At 59.8% G+C, this 17,477-nt stretch carries 19 protein-coding genes; 3 read left to right on the top strand and 16 right to left on the bottom strand.

Annotated features, from left to right (window positions below):
- Window positions 1-135: 135 nt before the first annotated feature.
- The 3 genes from ACIROY_RS09710 to ACIROY_RS09700 form a co-directional block, all read right to left on the bottom strand.
- A complete protein-coding gene (locus ACIROY_RS09710; protein WP_053196745.1) occupies window positions 136-1,065 on the bottom strand; it encodes a branched-chain amino acid ABC transporter permease in 930 nt (309 codons plus the stop codon).
- Window positions 1,066-1,562: 497 nt separating this feature from the next.
- Complete coding sequence (gene ispH, locus ACIROY_RS09705) at window positions 1,563-2,525, bottom strand: 4-hydroxy-3-methylbut-2-enyl diphosphate reductase (RefSeq protein WP_402341378.1); 963 nt, start codon at window positions 2,523-2,525, stop codon at window positions 1,563-1,565.
- Between the two features lie 10 nt (window positions 2,526-2,535).
- On the bottom strand, window positions 2,536-2,991 hold the full coding sequence (locus ACIROY_RS09700; protein WP_116436660.1) for a peptidylprolyl isomerase: 456 nt from the start codon (window positions 2,989-2,991) through the stop codon (window positions 2,536-2,538).
- Between the two features lie 138 nt (window positions 2,992-3,129).
- Here ACIROY_RS09700 and radC point away from each other — a divergent pair, with 138 nt between their 5' ends.
- From radC to rpmG, 3 genes are all read left to right on the top strand, one after another.
- Window positions 3,130-3,804 (top strand): DNA repair protein RadC, encoded by a 675-nt coding sequence (gene radC / locus ACIROY_RS09695; RefSeq protein ID WP_402341376.1) that lies wholly within the window; start codon window positions 3,130-3,132, stop codon window positions 3,802-3,804.
- A 145-nt stretch (window positions 3,805-3,949) separates the two neighbouring features.
- On the top strand, window positions 3,950-4,186 hold the full coding sequence (gene rpmB, locus ACIROY_RS09690) for a 50S ribosomal protein L28 (protein ID WP_054264245.1): 237 nt from the start codon (window positions 3,950-3,952) through the stop codon (window positions 4,184-4,186).
- A 24-nt stretch (window positions 4,187-4,210) separates the two neighbouring features.
- On the top strand, window positions 4,211-4,378 hold the full coding sequence (gene rpmG / locus ACIROY_RS09685) for a 50S ribosomal protein L33 (RefSeq protein WP_016833197.1): 168 nt from the start codon (window positions 4,211-4,213) through the stop codon (window positions 4,376-4,378).
- Window positions 4,379-4,506: 128 nt separating this feature from the next.
- On the opposite strand, the gene ACIROY_RS09680 is transcribed toward rpmG, so the two are convergent.
- From ACIROY_RS09680 to kdsB, 13 genes are all read right to left on the bottom strand, one after another.
- Window positions 4,507-4,893 carry an MliC family protein gene (locus ACIROY_RS09680; RefSeq protein ID WP_402341374.1) on the bottom strand — a complete coding sequence of 129 codons (387 nt, stop codon included), beginning with the start codon at window positions 4,891-4,893 and terminating at the stop codon, window positions 4,507-4,509.
- Window positions 4,894-4,909: 16 nt separating this feature from the next.
- On the bottom strand, window positions 4,910-6,106 hold the full coding sequence (locus tag ACIROY_RS09675) for a fatty acid desaturase (protein WP_402274935.1): 1,197 nt from the start codon (window positions 6,104-6,106) through the stop codon (window positions 4,910-4,912).
- A 116-nt stretch (window positions 6,107-6,222) separates the two neighbouring features.
- Complete coding sequence (locus ACIROY_RS09670) at window positions 6,223-7,587, bottom strand: mechanosensitive ion channel family protein (protein WP_402274933.1); 1,365 nt, start codon at window positions 7,585-7,587, stop codon at window positions 6,223-6,225.
- Between the two features lie 37 nt (window positions 7,588-7,624).
- Entirely contained in the window at window positions 7,625-8,257 is a 633-nt protein-coding gene (locus tag ACIROY_RS09665) for a phospholipase D family protein (protein WP_402341372.1), read from the bottom strand.
- Complete coding sequence (locus ACIROY_RS09660; protein WP_402274929.1) at window positions 8,257-9,513, bottom strand: RsmB/NOP family class I SAM-dependent RNA methyltransferase; 1,257 nt, start codon at window positions 9,511-9,513, stop codon at window positions 8,257-8,259. The genes ACIROY_RS09665 and ACIROY_RS09660 overlap by 1 nt, the downstream gene beginning before the upstream one ends.
- Before the next feature lie 24 nt (window positions 9,514-9,537).
- Window positions 9,538-10,167, bottom strand: coding sequence for a phosphoribosylglycinamide formyltransferase (gene purN / locus ACIROY_RS09655; RefSeq protein ID WP_402274927.1), 630 nt, complete (start codon window positions 10,165-10,167; stop codon window positions 9,538-9,540).
- A gap of 66 nt (window positions 10,168-10,233) precedes the next feature.
- Entirely contained in the window at window positions 10,234-10,701 is a 468-nt protein-coding gene (locus ACIROY_RS09650; RefSeq protein WP_402274985.1) for a barstar family protein, read from the bottom strand.
- Window positions 10,680-11,060 (bottom strand): ribonuclease domain-containing protein, encoded by a 381-nt coding sequence (locus tag ACIROY_RS09645; protein WP_402274924.1) that lies wholly within the window; start codon window positions 11,058-11,060, stop codon window positions 10,680-10,682. The genes ACIROY_RS09650 and ACIROY_RS09645 overlap by 22 nt, the downstream gene beginning before the upstream one ends.
- A 120-nt stretch (window positions 11,061-11,180) precedes the next feature.
- The gene (locus ACIROY_RS09640) at window positions 11,181-12,377 is read right to left on the bottom strand and encodes a patatin-like phospholipase family protein (protein WP_402274922.1); all 1,197 of its coding nucleotides are present in this window, start codon (window positions 12,375-12,377) and stop codon (window positions 11,181-11,183) included.
- Window positions 12,378-12,476: 99 nt separating this feature from the next.
- Window positions 12,477-13,235: a 3-hydroxyacyl-CoA dehydrogenase gene (locus tag ACIROY_RS09635; RefSeq protein ID WP_402274920.1), complete on the bottom strand. Its 759-nt coding sequence runs from the start codon at window positions 13,233-13,235 to the stop codon at window positions 12,477-12,479.
- Between the two features lie 79 nt (window positions 13,236-13,314).
- Window positions 13,315-15,450 (bottom strand): sodium-translocating pyrophosphatase, encoded by a 2,136-nt coding sequence (locus ACIROY_RS09630; protein ID WP_402274982.1) that lies wholly within the window; start codon window positions 15,448-15,450, stop codon window positions 13,315-13,317.
- A 255-nt stretch (window positions 15,451-15,705) separates the two neighbouring features.
- Window positions 15,706-16,362, bottom strand: a complete 657-nt coding sequence (gene adk, locus ACIROY_RS09625; RefSeq protein ID WP_116436670.1) for an adenylate kinase — start codon at window positions 16,360-16,362, stop codon at window positions 15,706-15,708.
- A gap of 267 nt (window positions 16,363-16,629) precedes the next feature.
- Window positions 16,630-17,433, bottom strand: coding sequence for a 3-deoxy-manno-octulosonate cytidylyltransferase (kdsB, locus tag ACIROY_RS09620; protein ID WP_402274918.1), 804 nt, complete (start codon window positions 17,431-17,433; stop codon window positions 16,630-16,632).
- Between the last annotated feature and the right edge of the window lie 44 nt (window positions 17,434-17,477).

Below are 17,477 nucleotides of genomic sequence, written 5' to 3'. Positions count from 1 at the left end.
ATGAAGGGGAAGGCGATCATGAGGATCAACAGCGCCACCAGGCTGATGTTGGCCTGGCGCGGGTTGCGTTTCTTGTCGAAGGTGAGGAAGGCCATGTCGGTCTCTCTTTGATATTTTGTTTAGCTTAAGCGCAGCTTAAGCACGATCGGCTACACGTTCACCCATGATCCCCGAAGGACGCAAGGTGAGCACAATGATCAGCACGATGAAGGCGAAGATGTCCTGGTAGTTACTGCCCAGGAAGTCGCCCGTCAGGTCGCCGATGTAACCGGCGCCCAGGCTCTCGATCAGGCCCAGCAGAATGCCGCCCAGCATGGCGCCGTAGATGTTGCCGATGCCGCCCAGCACCGCTGCCGAGAAGGCCTTCAGGCCCGGCACGAAGCCCATGGCGAATTGCGCGGTGGAGTAATTCGCCGCCCACATGACGCCGGCAATGGCCGCCAGCGCCGCGCCGATGATGAAGGTGACCACGATCACGCGATTCGAGTCCACGCCCATCAACCCCGCAATGCGCGGGTTCTCCGCCGTGGCGCGCATGGCGCGGCCCATCTTGGTCTTCTCAACGATGAGGACCAGGCCGATCATCGCGGCCAGTGCCAGCAGCAAGAGCATGATCTGCGTGGGCGAAATCAGCGCGCCGGCGATGTGCACCGGATCCGACGGCATGATCTGCGGGAACGGCAGCGGGCTGCGGCCCCAGATCATCATGGCCAGCGTCTGCAGCAGGATCGACACGCCAATGGCGGTAATGAGCGGCGCCAGGCGCGGCGCATTGCGCAGCGGACGGTAAGCCACCCGCTCGATGATCATGCTCACGATCACGCACACGGGAATCGCGCCGATGATGGCGATGATCAGCTTGACGATGCCCGGCAAGTCCGGCGCCACGTGCTGCACCAGCTTCAAGATGCTCAAGCCTGCCATCGCGCCGATCATGAGCACGTCGCCGTGCGCAAAATTGATCAGGTTCAGCACGCCGTACACCATCGTGTAGCCCAGGGCGATCAGGGCGTACATGCTCCCCAAGACCAGGCCGTTGATGATTTGCTGGATGAATATGTCCATGGATGCTTCCTAACTATGTGTAACGAATCAATGAAATGCCTGCGAGGGCAAAGCCGGGCTCGGGCCCAGGCATGCGAGCGATAGAGCAAAAAGCGTTCCCGATCGGCCGAATGTCGCAAGCGCTTGCAAGCTGCCGGAGACGGCCATGGCGGCCGCCATCGGCGCTGTGGCCTTACGAGGTCAAACGGGAATTGGGGGAGGAACGCGTCAAGATGGAGCGTGCAAGGACAAGCTGGGGCAAATTCACGGGGATGCTCATGCGGATGGTCATGATCAGGGACGCTCCTTCTTTGTCGAAAGGTATTGGGACGATCAAAAAAGCGAGTGCGCCTTGTGGGGCCTCGCGGTTGGAGCGGGATTATACCTAAGCGCAGGCTACAACACGAAAAACCGCGCAAGTGCCCGCCCGGCCTGTTGATCCGCGTGATTCACGACATAAAAAAAGCGCACCGGGGTGCGCTCTTTTGAAGCCCGGAGCAAACCGGGAAATTCCTTGTTCAGCTGTTGCCGGTTACCGAACGACCACCGCCCAGACCTTTGGGCATCGGGAATGTGACATGCTCCTCGATGCCCTCAAGGATGCGCACGCTGCGCAACGAGCCTTCCTTGATCCGATCGATGACGGCCTGCACCAGTACTTCAGGCGCCGAGGCGCCGGCGGTGACGCCGACGCGACGCTTGCCGTCCAGCCATTCCTGCTTGATCAGCTCGGCGTTGTCGACCATGTAGGCGGGCACGCCCTTCTTTTCCGCAACTTCACGCAGGCGGTTGGAGTTGGAACTGTTGGGGCTGCCGACCACGATCACGACGTCGACCTGCGGCGCCATGAACTTGACCGCTTCCTGGCGGTTGGTGGTGGCGTAGCAGATGTCGCCTTTTTTCGGCTCGGCGATATTCGGGAAGCGTTGCTTGAGCGCGGCGATGATGTCGGTGGTGTCGTCCACCGACAAAGTGGTTTGCGACACATAGGCCAGCAGATCAGGATCGGTGACCTGCAGCTTGAGGACGTCGTCGACGGTTTCCACGAGATACATGCCGGCTTCGGTCTGGCCCATGGTGCCCTCGACTTCAGGATGGCCCTGGTGGCCGATCATGATGATCTCGCGACCTTCGCGGCGCATCTTGGCGACTTCCATGTGGACCTTGGTGACCAGCGGGCAAGTGGCGTCGAATACGGTCAGGCCGCGTTCCTGGGCTTCAGCCTGCACCGCCTTGGAGACACCATGCGCGGAAAAGATGACGGTGTTCCCGGCCGGCACGTCGGCCAGCTCTTCGATGAAGATCGCGCCCTTGTTGCGCAGGTCGGCGACAACGTAGGCGTTGTGGACAATTTCATGGCGCACGTAGATCGGTGCGCCGAATTGCGTCAACGCACGCTCGACGATTTCGATGGCACGATCGACGCCGGCGCAGAAACCGCGCGGCTGAGCCAATAAAATTTCAGATTCTTGCTTGTCCATATCGAGCACCTTACAGAATCCCGATGATTTTTACTTCAAATTTCAGTGTTTGCCCGGCCAGCGGATGATTGAAATCGAACAGCGCGCCTTGCGCATCAATCTCGCGCAACACGCCTGCAAAGCGGCCGCCGCCCGGCGCCGCGAAATCGACCAGGTCGCCGACGCGATAATCTGCGTCCATCGACGAGTTTTCTTCCAGCGTGGCGCGCGAGATGCGCTGAATCAATTCCGGGTTGCGCGGTCCAAAAGCCTGCTCCGGCGCCAGCTCGAAAGTCTGATGAACGCCCTCCGGCAATCCCAGCAGGCAAGCCTCCAGGAACGGCGCCAGTTGACCCTGGCCGAATTGCAGTGTGGCCGGCTTTTCCTCGAAGGTGCTGACGATGTTTTCACCGGTCAGCGAAGCGAGGCGGTAATGCAGGGTGAGATAAGCGGTTTCGGTGACGACCGGGACAGATGCGTTGGACATGAACAATCTTCAATAAACGTGACAAAGTGGCGTGCCGGATCGATACAACATCAGTTGATGCGACAGCCCGCTATTGTAAGCCACGTTGCGAAGCTCCGTAAAAAACCCCTCGACTTTCGAGTGTTTTAAAAGGCCCCCATGGCAATCACCGATTGGCCGGAAGACCAGCGCCCGCGCGAGCGCCTGATCCGGCAAGGCCCGCAATCCCTGTCTGACGCCGAATTGCTGGCGGTGTTCCTGCGTGTAGGCGTGACCGGCAAAAGCGCGGTTGACCTCGGGCGCGACATGGTCGGACATTTCGGCTCGCTGCAGGGACTGTTTGCCGCCCGGCTGGCCGATTTTTGCGGCATCAACGGCCTGGGACCTGCCAAATACGCCCAGTTGCAGGCTGTGCTGGAGCTGGCCCGGCGTGCATTGGCTGAAGAATTGACGTCCGGGACAGCACTCAGTTCACCGCAGGCGGTAGCCAACTATCTGCAGCTGCTGTTCCACGGCAAGGCCCATGAAAGCTTCGTGGTGCTGTTTCTCGACGTCAAGAATCGCCTGATCGAGGCGGAGGAAATGTTTCGCGGCACGCTGACCCAAGCCAGCGTTTATCCGCGTGAAATCGTCAAGGCAGCGCTGGCGCGCAACGCTGCGGGCGTGATCCTGGCCCATAATCACCCGTCCGGCGAGCCCCAGCCTAGCAGCGCTGACCTGCTCCTGACGCAGACGCTGCAACAGGCGCTGGGCCTGGTCGACGTGCGTGTGCTGGATCACATCGTGGTGGCCGGGCGGCGTACGCATTCGTTTGCGGAGCATGGGCAGCTCTGAGAACCAGCGTTTCAGGACGGACCGACAATTGTTAAATTTAATTCAAAACAACGACACAATTGTTTTTCGCAAGTCATTGAATAATCAATGTTTTTTGGCTATACTCTCTTTTTTTCCAATTTCTGGAATTTTTAAGGAGCACTCCATGGCACGTGTATGCCAAGTCACCGGGAAGGGGCCGATGGTCGGCAACAACGTCTCCCATGCGAACAACAAGACCAAGCGCCGCTTTTTGCCTAACCTGCAAAACCGCCGCATTTTCGTCGAGTCGGAAAACCGTTGGGTTTCCCTGCGCTTGTCCAACGCCGGCCTGCGCGTGATCGACAAAGTCGGCATTGATGCCGTTTTGGTCGATATGCGTGCTCGCGGCGAAAAAGTCTAACTAGCAGAGTAAAGGAAATCTATCATGGCTAAATCCGGCCGCGACAAAATCAAGTTGGAGTCGACCGCAGGTACAGGTCACTTCTACACCACGACAAAGAACAAGCGTACGACACCTGAAAAACTGGCGATCATGAAGTTCGATCCCAAGGTTCGCAAGCACGTTGAATACAAAGAGACCAAGATCAAGTAATTGATTTTTCTCTTGTCGTAAAAAAAGCCCCGCGATTTGCATCCGGGGCTTTTTTATTGCCGGCGCATTCCTGAGGAATGCGCAGCGTCTGGTGAAACTGATAACAGGGAAAACCTGCTGCCCTGCTCTCACCAATTTTCAATTTGTTTGCAATCCTTGAGGATGTGCTCGGCATCTTCGCCCAGCGTTTCATCAGACAGGAATCCCTCGTTCCCCTTGTTCCACCAGACATAGCGTCCGGCAACGTATCTCACGCCCGAAGCCGCAATCACACTGACGAACAGCTGACGCTTACCCGCCACCGGCAAATAGGCGAAGGCGCCTGCGCTGGTATTGAGATAGCGCACCGGTAAACGCACATCGCCGGCGCAACGATAAATCAGCCGTTGCTGGCTCTGGATCTTGACGTCGGGAAGAGTGAAACTGGGAAGAGTAGTCTTCGCCAGCGTTGCGCCGGGAAGCGCCGCCGAAGCGGCGACGGCTGCGAGCAAAATTGCAGGAAGAACTTTACTCACAGCCGATCGATACAAATCAAGCGTAGCTACGCAGGCGCAATGCGAAGTCACGCAGAGCATGGATGCCCGAGGCTTCAGCACGCACGCACCAGTCTTGCAACTGCTGCAGCAACTGTTCGCGGGTCGAATTGGAACGGCCCCAGATCGCGCCCAGTTCCACGCGCATTTCGTGCATGGTCTGCAGCGCCTTGCTGTGCGTGAACAACTCGGACAATTGTTGCTTCTGACCGTCTTCCAGCTTGGCCGGTTCACGTTGCAGCAGCTTCTTGGACGACTTCAGGAAACGCGATTCCAGCTTGGCCTTTTCCGCCAGGTGTTCGATTTCGTCAGCCCAGGCGCGCTTGAGCGACTTGGCGTACTTGGACATGACGTCGTAGCGGTTGGCGATCACGGATTGCAGCGTATCGAAATCGGCGACCAGTTTCTGACGATCGAACTTCGGCGCCGGCGCAACCTTCTTGACCTTGGCCAGGCCCATCATCTCCAGAATACGGATATACATCCAGCCAATGTCGAACTCATACCACTTCGACGACAGTTTGGCCGACGTGCCGAAAGTATGATGGTTGTTGTGCAGTTCTTCGCCGCCGATGATGATGCCCCATGGGAACACGTTGGTCGCAGCGTCGTTGCAGTCGTAGTTGCGATAGCCCCAGAAGTGACCGATACCGTTGATGATGCCGGCGGCGGTGATCGGGATCCACAGCATCTGGACAGCCCAGACCGTCAGACCGATAACGCCGAACAGCATGACGTCGATGATCAGCATCAGACCGACGCCTTGCCAGCCGAAACGGGTATAGACGTTGCGCTCGACCCAGTCATCCGGCGTGCCATGGCCATACTTTTCCATGGTTTCGGCGTTCTTGGATTCAGTGCGATACAGCTCGGCGCCTTCCAGCAGCACCTTCTTGATGCCGCGTACTTGCGGGCTGTGCGGATCTTCTTCAGTTTCGCACTTGGCGTGATGCTTGCGGTGAATCGCGGCCCACTCCTTGGTGACCATGCCCGTGGTAATCCACAGCCAGAAGCGGAAGAAGTGACTTGGAATGGCGTGCAGATCCAGCGCACGGTGCGCCTGGCAGCGATGCAGATAAATGGTGACGCCCGCGATCGTGATGTGGGTCACAATCAGGGTGTAAAAGAAAATCTGCCAACCGGTTGCGTGCAGCAAGCCGTTCGAAAGAAAGTCCAGGATCGAATCTACTGTCATTACCACTCCAAAAAAGAAAAACTTCACGGCAAATGAGTTTGCCAACGGGCTTGCCCAATACAGCTTGCTAAGCAACTTGCCGAGTGAAGTTGCCACCATCTAGCACTTATATTCTTTTATTTTCCGGCATTGTACCCTGATTGTGCATCCTTGTGCACTGAAGATGCCGAACCGGCAACGCTTTGTTCAAAACTGCGCTCATCCATCAACCGAATGTCGCGTTTTGGATGCGCCACCTGGATGCCATGGGTCTTGAACACCCTCCAGATAGCCCTGTTAACGTCCGAAAGCACATTCAGACGACCGTTTTCTGGATCCGTGATCCAAAAACCTATTTCCAGCTGCAAACCGTCCTCGCCGATTTTGAGCAGCAAGGCTTGCGGCAGGATCTGGTCGGATACCCGCTCCACTGCAAATGCGGCCTTCTCCAGCATAGACAACACCGTTTCGATATCGTCCTGATACAAGATCGTAACTTGTGTTGCCAAACGTATAATTTTTCGGTTCAGCGAGTAGTTCTGGACCGGGGTCGACATGAACATTTCGTTGGGCAACACGGATTCAATGCCGTCCAGCCCTTCGAGAATGGTGTAACGCGTGTTGATTTGCGTCACCTTTCCGAAATAGCGGTCCACATTCACCATATCACCGATCGCCAGGCTGCGTTCAAGCAGGATCACAAAGCCTGATACATAGCTGCTGGCGATCTTTTGCAGGCCCAGACCCAGACCGACGCCCAGCGCGCCGCCGAATACCGACAGCACTGTCAGGTCGATGCCGACCGCCGACAGGCTGACCAGGATCGCCACCAGGATCAGGACCGCCCGCACCATCCGCGCCACCACCGTGCGCAGGGACAAGTGCATGGTGCTGATCTTCATCATGCGGTCTTCCAGCATGGCGCCGGCCCACAGCGCGATGATCAGCGTCACCAGCACCGAGGCGGTGGCCTGCAGGATGGTCAGCAGCGAGGTCTTGTGGCGGCCCAGCGGCAGCATGGTGGTGTCGAGGTAATCGACCAGATCCGGCCACAGGCCGGTAATGTAGAGCAGCACGCAGATCCAGACCAGCGTGGCGAATACTTTTTCGAACAGCTGGAGGAAGGCGCCGGCGGTGGTTTCCTTGACGAAGATGCGACGCAGCACATAGAACACGAAGCGCATCGCCACTTGCGAAATCATCAGCGGGATCATCACGTGCCACAGCGTCACCGGCAGCTTCAGGCGAATCAGCACCAGTCGCGCCAGCACCAGCAGGATCAGGATCAGCAGCGGCGACAGCACGCGCATGAAACTCTTGATGCCGATGTGCACCACGCTCTGCTCGTCGCCACCGGACAGCGTGAACAGTTTGCGCAGCCCGCGCGACAAACCCCAGCCGCAGGCCACGCACAAGGCAATGACCGCGAGTTGGCGCAACAGCTCCGTCGGCGGCAGCTCGCCGAACAGGTAGTCATAGAAATCGGTCAGCAAAGTTGACATGATCTTTCTTGGCGGTGGAAGGCCGTGGCGCTGGCGGCTAGTGGTCCGGCCTGTAGGCTTCGGCTTCCTCGAAATGGCGCGTCCAGTTGGCGACGTACTTTGCCGCCAGCGGCGGATTCTTGCGCGCGATCAGGATGTTTTCAGCATTCTTGTTTTGTGCCGACCAGGTGAAATTATAACTACCGGTGATCACGGTGGCGTCGGCGCCGGCGGCATCGATGACGATGACCTTGTTGTGCGCACTTTTATATTTGGTCTCTTCCCTCACCGTAACGCCGGCGGCGAGCATGGCGGCGATGCGTTCGTGGCCGAGCTTGTTGAGCTGGCCGGCGTCGACCAGCACGCGCACGTCGATACCGCGCTTGCGGGCGGCGATCAACGCATTCGTGAGCGGCTTGCTGGTCAGGATGTAGGCTTGCACCAGCACTTGCCGGCGCGCCTTGGCGACGGCATCGGTCAGCAAACCTTCGATGTCGTCGCCCGGCGTGAAGGCGGTTTCAAGCGTGCCTTGCGCGGGCAGCGCTTGCCCGCCCGCATCGAAAGCCTGTGCAGCGGGAAGGCATGCGCAGGCGACCAGAGCGAACGCGGCGAGATGGCTTGCATGTGGCCGCAGACAGGACAACCCGGACAGACCCGGCAGCATGGCCATGACCCGCAACATCCGCAGCATTACTTCTTGCGTTCCAGTACGGCTGCGAAGAAACCGTCGGTGTGATGCACCTGCGGCAGCATCTTGAGGTATTCGCCGGTGTCCAGGTCGATCTTCTGTTCGGCCAGCACCGTGTTCATCGGCACCAGCGTGAAGTCCGGATTGGCTTGCAGGAACTGGGCGACGATGTCTTCGTTTTCTTCATTGAGGAAACTGCAGGTGCCGTAGACCAGGCGACCGCCGGCTTTCACCAGGCGTGACGCGCTGGTGAGAATGCTGATCTGCTTGACGTTCATTTCGGCGACGGTCTCGACGGTCTGGCGCCATTTCATGTCAGGATTGCGGCGCAGCGTGCCGAGGCCGCTACAGGGCGCGTCGACCAGCACGCGGTCGATCTTGCCGGCCAGGCGCTTGACCTTGGCGTCATTCTCGTGGGCGATCATGACCGGATGCACATTGGACAGGCCGCTGCGCGCGAGGCGCGGCTTGAGCTTGGCCAGGCGTTTTTCCGAGATGTCGAAGGCATACAGGCGACCGGTATTGCGCATGGCTGCGCCCAGCGCCAGCGTCTTGCCGCCCGCGCCGGCGCAGAAATCGACCACCATCTCGCCGCGCTTGACGCCGACGATCTGGGCCAGCAGCTGGCTGCCTTCATCCTGCACTTCAATGGCGCCGTCCTTGAACAGCGGCAGGTTCTGCAGTGCCGGCTTTTTGATCACGCGCAGACCCAGCGGCGAATACGGTGTCGCCTCGCAGAGGATCGGCGCCGCAGCCAATGCCGCCATGACGTCTTCGCGGTTGGCCTTGATGGCGTTGACGCGCAAGTCCAGCGGAGCTTGCTGGTTCAATGCCTCCGCCATTTCCATGGCGGCGGCTTCGCCGTCGCGTGCGATCAGCTTGTCGAGCAGCCATGGCGGCATGTTGGCGCGCATTGCCAGCGGCAATTTATTGCGGTCGATCTGGGCGGTGCGTGTAAGCCACTCGACTTCTTCCGGCGACAGGCCGGCGATCGATTCGATGCTGACCGTGTCGACCAGGCCGAGCAGCGCCATGCGGCGCATCATCGGGCCAACGCCGGATTCGGCGAAATTGGTGAAGACCGACTTGTTGCGCAAGAGGCCGTACACCGCTTCGGCGATGACGCCGCGTTCGCGGCCGCCGAGCTTGGGATTCTCGCGGAAGTAGCGCGACAACGTGACATCGGCGGGGCCGGTGAAACGCAAAATTTCACGCAAGACTTCTTCCGTGTGGGGAACGATTGCGGGTGGCAATCTCATACTGCTTCCTTCAAAAAATGTGGTTCAGACTTGCTCGGCGGACGGATCGAGACGGACGCGATTGCCGTCCAGGCTGAGCTTGCCTTCGACGAACCAGCGCACAGCGCGCGGGTAAATAAGATGTTCCTGTTCCAGCACGCGCTCACCCAGCGTTTCTTCGCTGTCCGCGCCGCGCACCGGCACGGCGACCTGCGCCACGATCGGGCCGTGGTCGAGGTCGGGCGTGACGAAATGCACGGTAGCGCCATGCAGCCTGACGCCCGCCGCCAACGCTTGCCGGTGCGTGGCCAGTCCCGGAAAGGACGGCAACAGCGACGGATGGATGTTCAGCATCCGGCCGGCATAGTGCTCGACAAACGGTGTAGTCAGGATACGCATGAAACCGGCCAGCACCACCAGATCAGGCGCAAACACGTCAATCGCGGCGCGCAGGGCGGTATCGAACTGCTCGCGCGTGGGATAGTCCTTGTTGGCGACGACTGCGGTGGCAATGCCATGCCGGCGGGCAAACTCAAGTCCTGCCGAGTCGGTGCGGTTGCTGATGACTGCTGCGATGGAAACTGGCCATTTTTCAGCCTGGGCGGCCCGGACGATGGCTTCCATGTTGCTGCCACGGCCGGAAATCAGGATAACAATGCTTCTCATGGTCGGCATTGTAACCGCTGCCCGAGGCCGGATTGCCAAAAATTGGCGCCGGCGCGACAGCGGGAAGTGGAAAAATTACTGGAATGAATAAAAAACGCGGAATGCGACTTTCTTGTCGGCCCAGAAGTCGGCAGCGTCGCGGAACACGTCCAGCAAGGTTTCGCGGGCTTCTTTGTCGAATTTCTGTGTGTTCGGCAATTGCTCGATGACAACAATGAATCCCGGTTGCTGGCCGGCCTTGTGCGTCAGGTCGGTCAGGCAGTCGCCGAGGGCGTCGAAATTCTTGCCAAAATGGCGGGGAAAATGAAAGGCGCCGGCAATAATTGCGAGGACCTGCTGCTTGGTCGTCGCTTCGGCGCAATAGGCGTACAGAAAGTGTTGCCCAAGACGAGCAGCCTCTTCCTGCAAGTCGGTCACGCGGAAAGCGCGGATAGACTGCACAACATTTGGCGGCACCGTTTTAAATAAACTCATTTCTCCCTCAGATTTTGCAATGAATGCTGCAACCAGGATCGCCTCCTTCATTCCCTGATACGTTGGAATGTCTGGTAATGATCCTTGGTGTAATAGTACTCACCGGACGTTTGCGGATTGCCGCCGGAGATGATCCGGCGCGCGCCGCGATTGCGTGCCTTGGGCGTTTTCACGGTGAATTCGTGATAATACCCGCGCTTCTGCCTCGGTAAAACCCCTTCGTAGTTGCCAAAAACCACGCCGTCCTTCGCATAGGGATAAGGTCCGCCCTGCTTGATCAGGACCAGCGTCTGTTGCGCCTCGGGCGGCAACTGGCTGAGTGCAACGTCGTCGACGCCCAGGGAAGCGGGGCCTTTTGCGAATACGGAGCAAGATAACAGCAGCGCAGCAAGGAAAACAGACCACTGTTTCAGAAATGATGTCTTCAAGAGCAGGCTCGCATTTTATGTTGCAGAAGTATTAATTATTCGCAATACCATTGCGTAGAGTAACGTTTTGCTTCAAACCAAGCAACCCGAATCTTCGGATGAACGTGCCCGGCAGCGGGCTCACGCTTGGAGCGCGGCGATCCGATCTGGTTCAAAAAATGCAAGAACCTGGTCGCGCATGGCGTAGGTATCGCGTTCGCCGAGGCTGATCAGCTCCTGCGTGAAGCTGCGCTCGAACAACAGATAGGAGGCCAGCGCAGCGCCGCGCACTTCGGTCGCGCCGATGCCGCCCAGCATCACGCGCACCGGCCGCGGCAGGCTGTTGACGTGGCGGCTGGCGATCTCGTCGATACGCTCGGACGGCGAAATCACCAACACCTCGATCGGCTTGAGCGGGGTCTTGGCGCGCTGCTCCGGCGTCAGCATCGACAAAGTCTGGTTGACGCGGTTGGTGCGCTCGATGTCTGCCGCGAGTCCGTCAAGGAAGATGCTCGACAACGCGTGGCCGGCTACTTGCGCCAGGCTGGGATATTGCGCCAGTTGGGTTGGCGCTTCGGAACGCTCGCCCATGCGGCCGGCGCCGATCACCAGGATCTTGCTGGCGCCGAGGTGAATCGCCGGGGAAATCGGCGCAACCTGGCGCATGGAGCCGTCGCCAAAATACTCGCGCCGGCCTTCGTAGAAAATCGGAATCGCAGGAAAGATGAACGGAATCGCCGACGACGCCAGCAGATGCTCGACGCCGATCTGGTCACGGATGGCGCCGCGCTGGGTGCGTCGCCATGGTTCGATTTCCTGCATCGACTGATAAAACGTCAGATGCTGGCCGCCGGTATAGGACGAGGCCGTCACCGCCAGCGCATGCAAGTTGCCACTGGCCAGCGCGTCATCGAGACGCGGCAAATCCAGCAGGCGGTGCAGCATGGTCACCAGCGGGGTGTTGTCGAGCAGGGAGTTGGGCGGATTGGCGCGCCACTTGCGCAGCAGCCAGCCGAAAGAGAACAGCGACAGCCAGCGCGCTCCGGAGCGGATCACGCCGAGCGAGTCGGCGCGATAGACCTGCTCTACCTCGAAATTCGACCAGACGTTGACGAGCTCGCGCACACCTTCGCCGAAATCGTCGGCGCGGCACGCCAGCGCGGTCGCGTTGATCGCCCCGGCCGAGGTGCCGCAAATGATCTTGAAAGGATTCTGATGCCCCGGCCAGCCGGACTCCAGCAAAATCATGGACACGGCGTTGAGAACACCGACTTGGTAAGCCGCACGTGCACCGCCGCCGGTCAGGATCAGTCCTGTTTTTTTATCTGTTGACTCCATGCCAACAGCTTAGCAGGGCACACGCGCTTGCGGCACATGTTGATTTGCAAAAATTCCACATGTTGCTAAAAATACGCATGGAATAATTACGTAACTATTCTATTTCGGCGGCATGCGAATAGCGCCGTCGAGACGGATGGTCTCGCCGTTGAGCATCAGGTTCTCGATGATGGTCTTGGCCAGGTGCGCATACTCGACCGCCTTGCCCAAACGCGGTGGAAACGGCACGGCGCCGCCCAGCGAATCCAGCACTTCCTGCGGCATCGACATCATCATCGGCGTCTCGAAAATCCCCGGCGCAATGGTCATCACACGGATCCCGCTGCGCGCCAGGTCACGTGCCATCGGCAGCGTCATGCCGACGATCGCCGCCTTGGAAGCGGAATATGCGGTCTGGCCGATCTGGCCGTCGAACGCCGCCACCGAGGCGGTATTGATGATCACGCCGCGTTCGCCCTGCTCCAGCGGCTCCTGTTTGCTCATGGCGTCTGCCGCCAGGCGGGCCATGTTGAAGGTGCCGACCAGGTTGATGTTGAGTGTCTTCTGGAACAAGGCCATGGTATGCGGGCCGTCCTTGCCGATCAGCTTGGCGCCCGGCGCAATGCCCGCGCAATTGACCAGGCCGCGCAGGCTGCCCAGTTGCTGCGCCGTCGCGATCGCCTTCAGGCCGTCCTCTTCCGTGGTGACGTCGCAGCGCACAAATTCACCCTGCAGTTCGGCCGCCAGCTTTTGCCCGGCCTCTTCCTGCAAATCGGCCAGCACCACCTTGCCGCCGTTCTCCGCCAGCATGCGCGCGGTCGCCGCCCCCAAACCCGATGCCGCGCCCGTCACCACAAATACCTGTCCCGCAATCTGCATGTCTCTTCTCCAATAATAAAGACCGGCATGGAGTACCCATGCCGGTCGTTTTTTAGTCATCCTGATGGGATGTGGACTTCTATTTTCCCACGGGTACGGCGATCACGACAGATTCCGTTGTCGTTGTGGTTGTCGTCACCGCAGCCGGAACCGCTGCGGCCGCAGTGGCAGCCGTCAAGGCGGGTGCCGGCAGCAAGGGCACCAGCAGCAGCGCGACGATGTTGATGATCTTGATCAGCGGATTGACCGCCGGGCCGGCGGTGTCCTTGTACGGATCGCCCACGGTGTCGCCGGTGACGGCCGCCTTGTGCGCATCGGAACCCTTGCCGCCGTGATGGCCGTCTTCAATGTACTTCTTGGCGTTGTCCCAGGCGCCGCCGCCGGTGGTCATCGAAATCGCCACGAACAGGCCGGTGACGATGGTTCCCATCAGCAATCCGCCCAGCGCCGCCGGTCCCAGCAACAGGCCGACGATGATCGGCACGATCACCGGCAACAACGAGGGCACGATCATTTCCCTGATCGCCGACGAGGTCAGCATGTCGACCGCCTTGTCGTATTCCGGCTTGCCGCTGCCGTCCATGATGCCCTTGATCTCGCTGAACTGACGGCGCACTTCGACCACCACGGCGCCGGCCGCGCGGCCCACCGCTTCCATCGCCATCGCGCCGAACAGGTAGGGAATCAGGCCGCCGATGAACAGGCCGACGATCACCATCGGATTGGACAGGTCAAACGAAGTGCTCTTGCCGACCGCGTCCAGCGCATGCGTGTAGTCGGCGAACAGCACCAGCGCGGCCAGCCCGGCCGAACCGATGGCATAGCCCTTGGTGACGGCCTTGGTGGTGTTGCCGACGGCGTCGAGCGGATCGGTGATGGCGCGCACCGATTCCGGCATGCCCGACATCTCGGCAATGCCGCCGGCGTTGTCGGTGATCGGACCGTAGGCATCCAGCGCCACGATGATGCCTGCCATCGACAGCATCGATGTCGCCGCAATCGCGATGCCGTACAGCCCGGCCAGCCAGTACGACGCCAGGATCGCCGCACATACAGCCAGCACCGGATAGGCAGTCGACTTCATTGACACGCCCAGGCCGGCGATGATGTTGGTGCCGTGACCGGTGGTCGAGGCTTGCGCGATATGCTTGACCGGCTTGAAATCGGTGCCTGTGTAGTACTCGGTGATGTAGACCATCAGGCCGGTCAGGACGATCCCGATCACCGCCGAACCCATCAGCGGCACGCGCAGCTCGGGCGGCACCATGGTCCAGGTGACCACCGCGAAGCCGATCAGGCTGAGGATCGCCGCCCACCACAAACCGGTGTAGAGCGCCGACATGATCTTCTTGCCGGGCGCAACCTTGACCATCATGCAGCCGACGATCGACGCCAGGATCGAGACGCCGCCCAGGGCCAGCGGATACAGCACCGCCAGCACTTCACCGCCCTTGATCACCAGGCTGCCGAGCAGCATGGTGGCGATCAGCGTCACCACATAGGTCTCGAACAGGTCGGCCGCCATGCCGGCGCAGTCGCCGACGTTGTCGCCGACGTTATCGGCAATCACCGCCGGATTGCGCGGATCGTCTTCGGGGATGCCGGCCTCGACCTTGCCCACCAGATCGGCGCCGACGTCGGCGCCCTTGGTGAAGATGCCGCCGCCGAGCCGGGCGAAGATGGAAATCAGCGATGCGCCAAACGCCAGCCCGATCATCGGCCGCAAGGCATCATGCAAGGACGCCGCACGCCCTTCGCCATGCAGGAACAACCACCAGAAAAACAGCGCCACACCGAGCAAGCCAAGCCCGACCACCAGCATGCCGGTGATCGCGCCGCCGCGAAACGCCACGTTGAGCGCCTCGTTCATGCCCTTGGTGGCTGCCTGCGCGGTGCGCACGTTGGCCCGCACCGACACGTTCATGCCGATGAAGCCGCAGGCGCCCGACAGCACCGCGCCTATCAGGAAACCGATCGCGGTAATCCAGCCCAGGCCGGGGATCAATGCAATGACGATGAAGAGCACCACGCCGACCAGCGCGATGGTGCGGTACTGGCGCGCGAGATAGGCTGCCGCACCTTGTTGAATGGCAGTCGCGATGTCTTGCATGCGCTGGTTGCCGGGGTCCTGCTTGAGAATCCAACTGCGGGAAATAAGACCGTAGATCACTGCGACCACGCCGCATGCCACGGCAAACCATAGGGCTCCTGCCATCATGTCTCCTCCTTGTTTTTTCACGACAAAGTCAACAATCACGACCTTCCGCAGCAACGTCTCTTGGACGTCATGGCGGACACTGCGCACTGCAATACTTTACGTGGCCTCTTTTATGGATTTGATGGGCCGCCCCTGGTTACACCGTATCGCTTACGTCTGACTCCCCTGTTTTCAGTCTGTCTATCACTAAACTGCTGCATCCGCGGTATCTGCTACGGACATAAAAAAAGCGGACACATGGTCCGCTTCATTTTATGACGCCAGAGCGGCAAATGCACTCTCTCTGATTTGCTCCACCGGTCCGACGCCGGCGATCTTGCGATACTGCGGTGCGCCAGGCTGGCCCGATTCGGCCCACTTGCCGTAGTAACCGACCAGCACTTCGGTCTGCTCGTGGTACACCGACAGGCGCTTCAGGACGGTTTCTTCCTTGTCGTCGTCGCGCTGGATCAGCGCTTCGCCGGTGACATCGTCCTTGCCTTCGACTTTCGGCGGATTGAATTTGACGTGGTAGGTGCGGCCCGAAGGCTGATGCACGCGGCGACCGCTCATGCGCTCGACGATGGCGCTGTCGGGCACGTCGATTTCCAGCACGTAGTCGATCTTGACGCCGGCATCCTTCATGGCGTCGGCTTGCGGCGTGGTACGCGGAAAGCCGTCGAACAGGTAACCGTTAGCGCAGTCAGGCTGCTTCAGGCGGTCCTTGACCAGGCCGATGATGATGTCATCGGAAACCAGACCACCTGCGTCCATGACCTTCTTGGCGGCGACGCCGAGTTCCGTGCCGGCAGCAACGGCGGCGCGCAGCATGTCGCCCGTCGAAATCTGAGGAATGTTGTACTTTTCCTTGATAAAAGTGGCTTGCGTACCTTTACCGGCACCAGGCGCTCCTAGAAGGATGAGGCGCATATGTTTTCCTAAATTGAAGTTTTGAATTCTATTGCGATGGCAATCAGTGCAACTGTTGCCATCGAAGGCGATTGTCTCTGTGACGCCGCTTGCATCTTGCTCTGAACGAAACTTACCACAAAATCTTACTGAATCATGACAAACGCCTATTTTTTAGGCAGCTCGCCAACCGCAATTATCACCATGGAGAATGACAGGAGACTTACAAAACCGCGCCGGCAGCGACTTATCGGCGAGACGAATTGTCTCGCCGATAAGCTATGGACGTTACAGCGCGGAAATAGCCGCCACCAGCGGACTGTCGGGAGGCGCTTCGAAATGCTTGCGCACGCGCTCCAAGTCTTCGGGCGTGTCGACGCCGGCTTCCGGGAGCAGAGAAGTCACATGCACCGCGATCGAATAGCCGTGCCAGAGCACGCGCAATTGCTCGAGCGCTTCAATGCGCTCGATCGGCGACGCCGTCAGCGTCGGATAGACTTGCAGGAATTTGTTGGTGTAGGCGTACAGGCCGATGTGGCGCAACGGTGCGAACTCATGGCTGTGCAGGTCGGACAGGCTGTCCTTGGACTGCGCAAAACCGTCGCGATGCCATGGAATCGCCGCGCGCGAGAAATACATGGCGCGCCCTTCCTTGTCCAGCACCACCTTGACGACATTCGGATTGAACATCTCCGGCAGCAATTCGATCGCATGCGCGGCCGTCGCCATCGGCACGTCGGCCTTGATGTGGCCGGCGGTGGCGGCGATCAGGCCGGGATCGATCAGCGGTTCGTCGCCCTGCACGTTGACCACCACGGCATCTTCGGCCAGGTCGAGCGCCGCCGCGACTTCAGCGATGCGATCGGTGCCCGAGGGATGATCGGCACGCGTCATGGCGACGTCGATGCCGTGCTGTTCACACGCGGCGTAGATATCGCGATGATCGGTCGCGACCACGATGCGCGTCGCGCCCGACAATGCCGCCCGCTCGGCCACACGCACGATCATCGGCTTGCCGCCGAGGTCGGCCAGCGGCTTGTTCGGCAGACGGGTGGAGGCGAGGCGTGCGGGGATGATGACGGTAAAGGACATGGCAGGAATCAATCAGCAATCAAACGTACGACAACAGAAACTGC

The organism is Herbaspirillum sp. NPDC101396, from assembly GCF_044767365.1.
Taxonomy (GTDB): Bacteria; Pseudomonadota; Gammaproteobacteria; order Burkholderiales; family Burkholderiaceae_D; genus Herbaspirillum.
The sequence above is the reverse complement of the archived record's forward strand: the minus strand, read 5'-3'. Positions and strand labels throughout refer to the sequence as shown.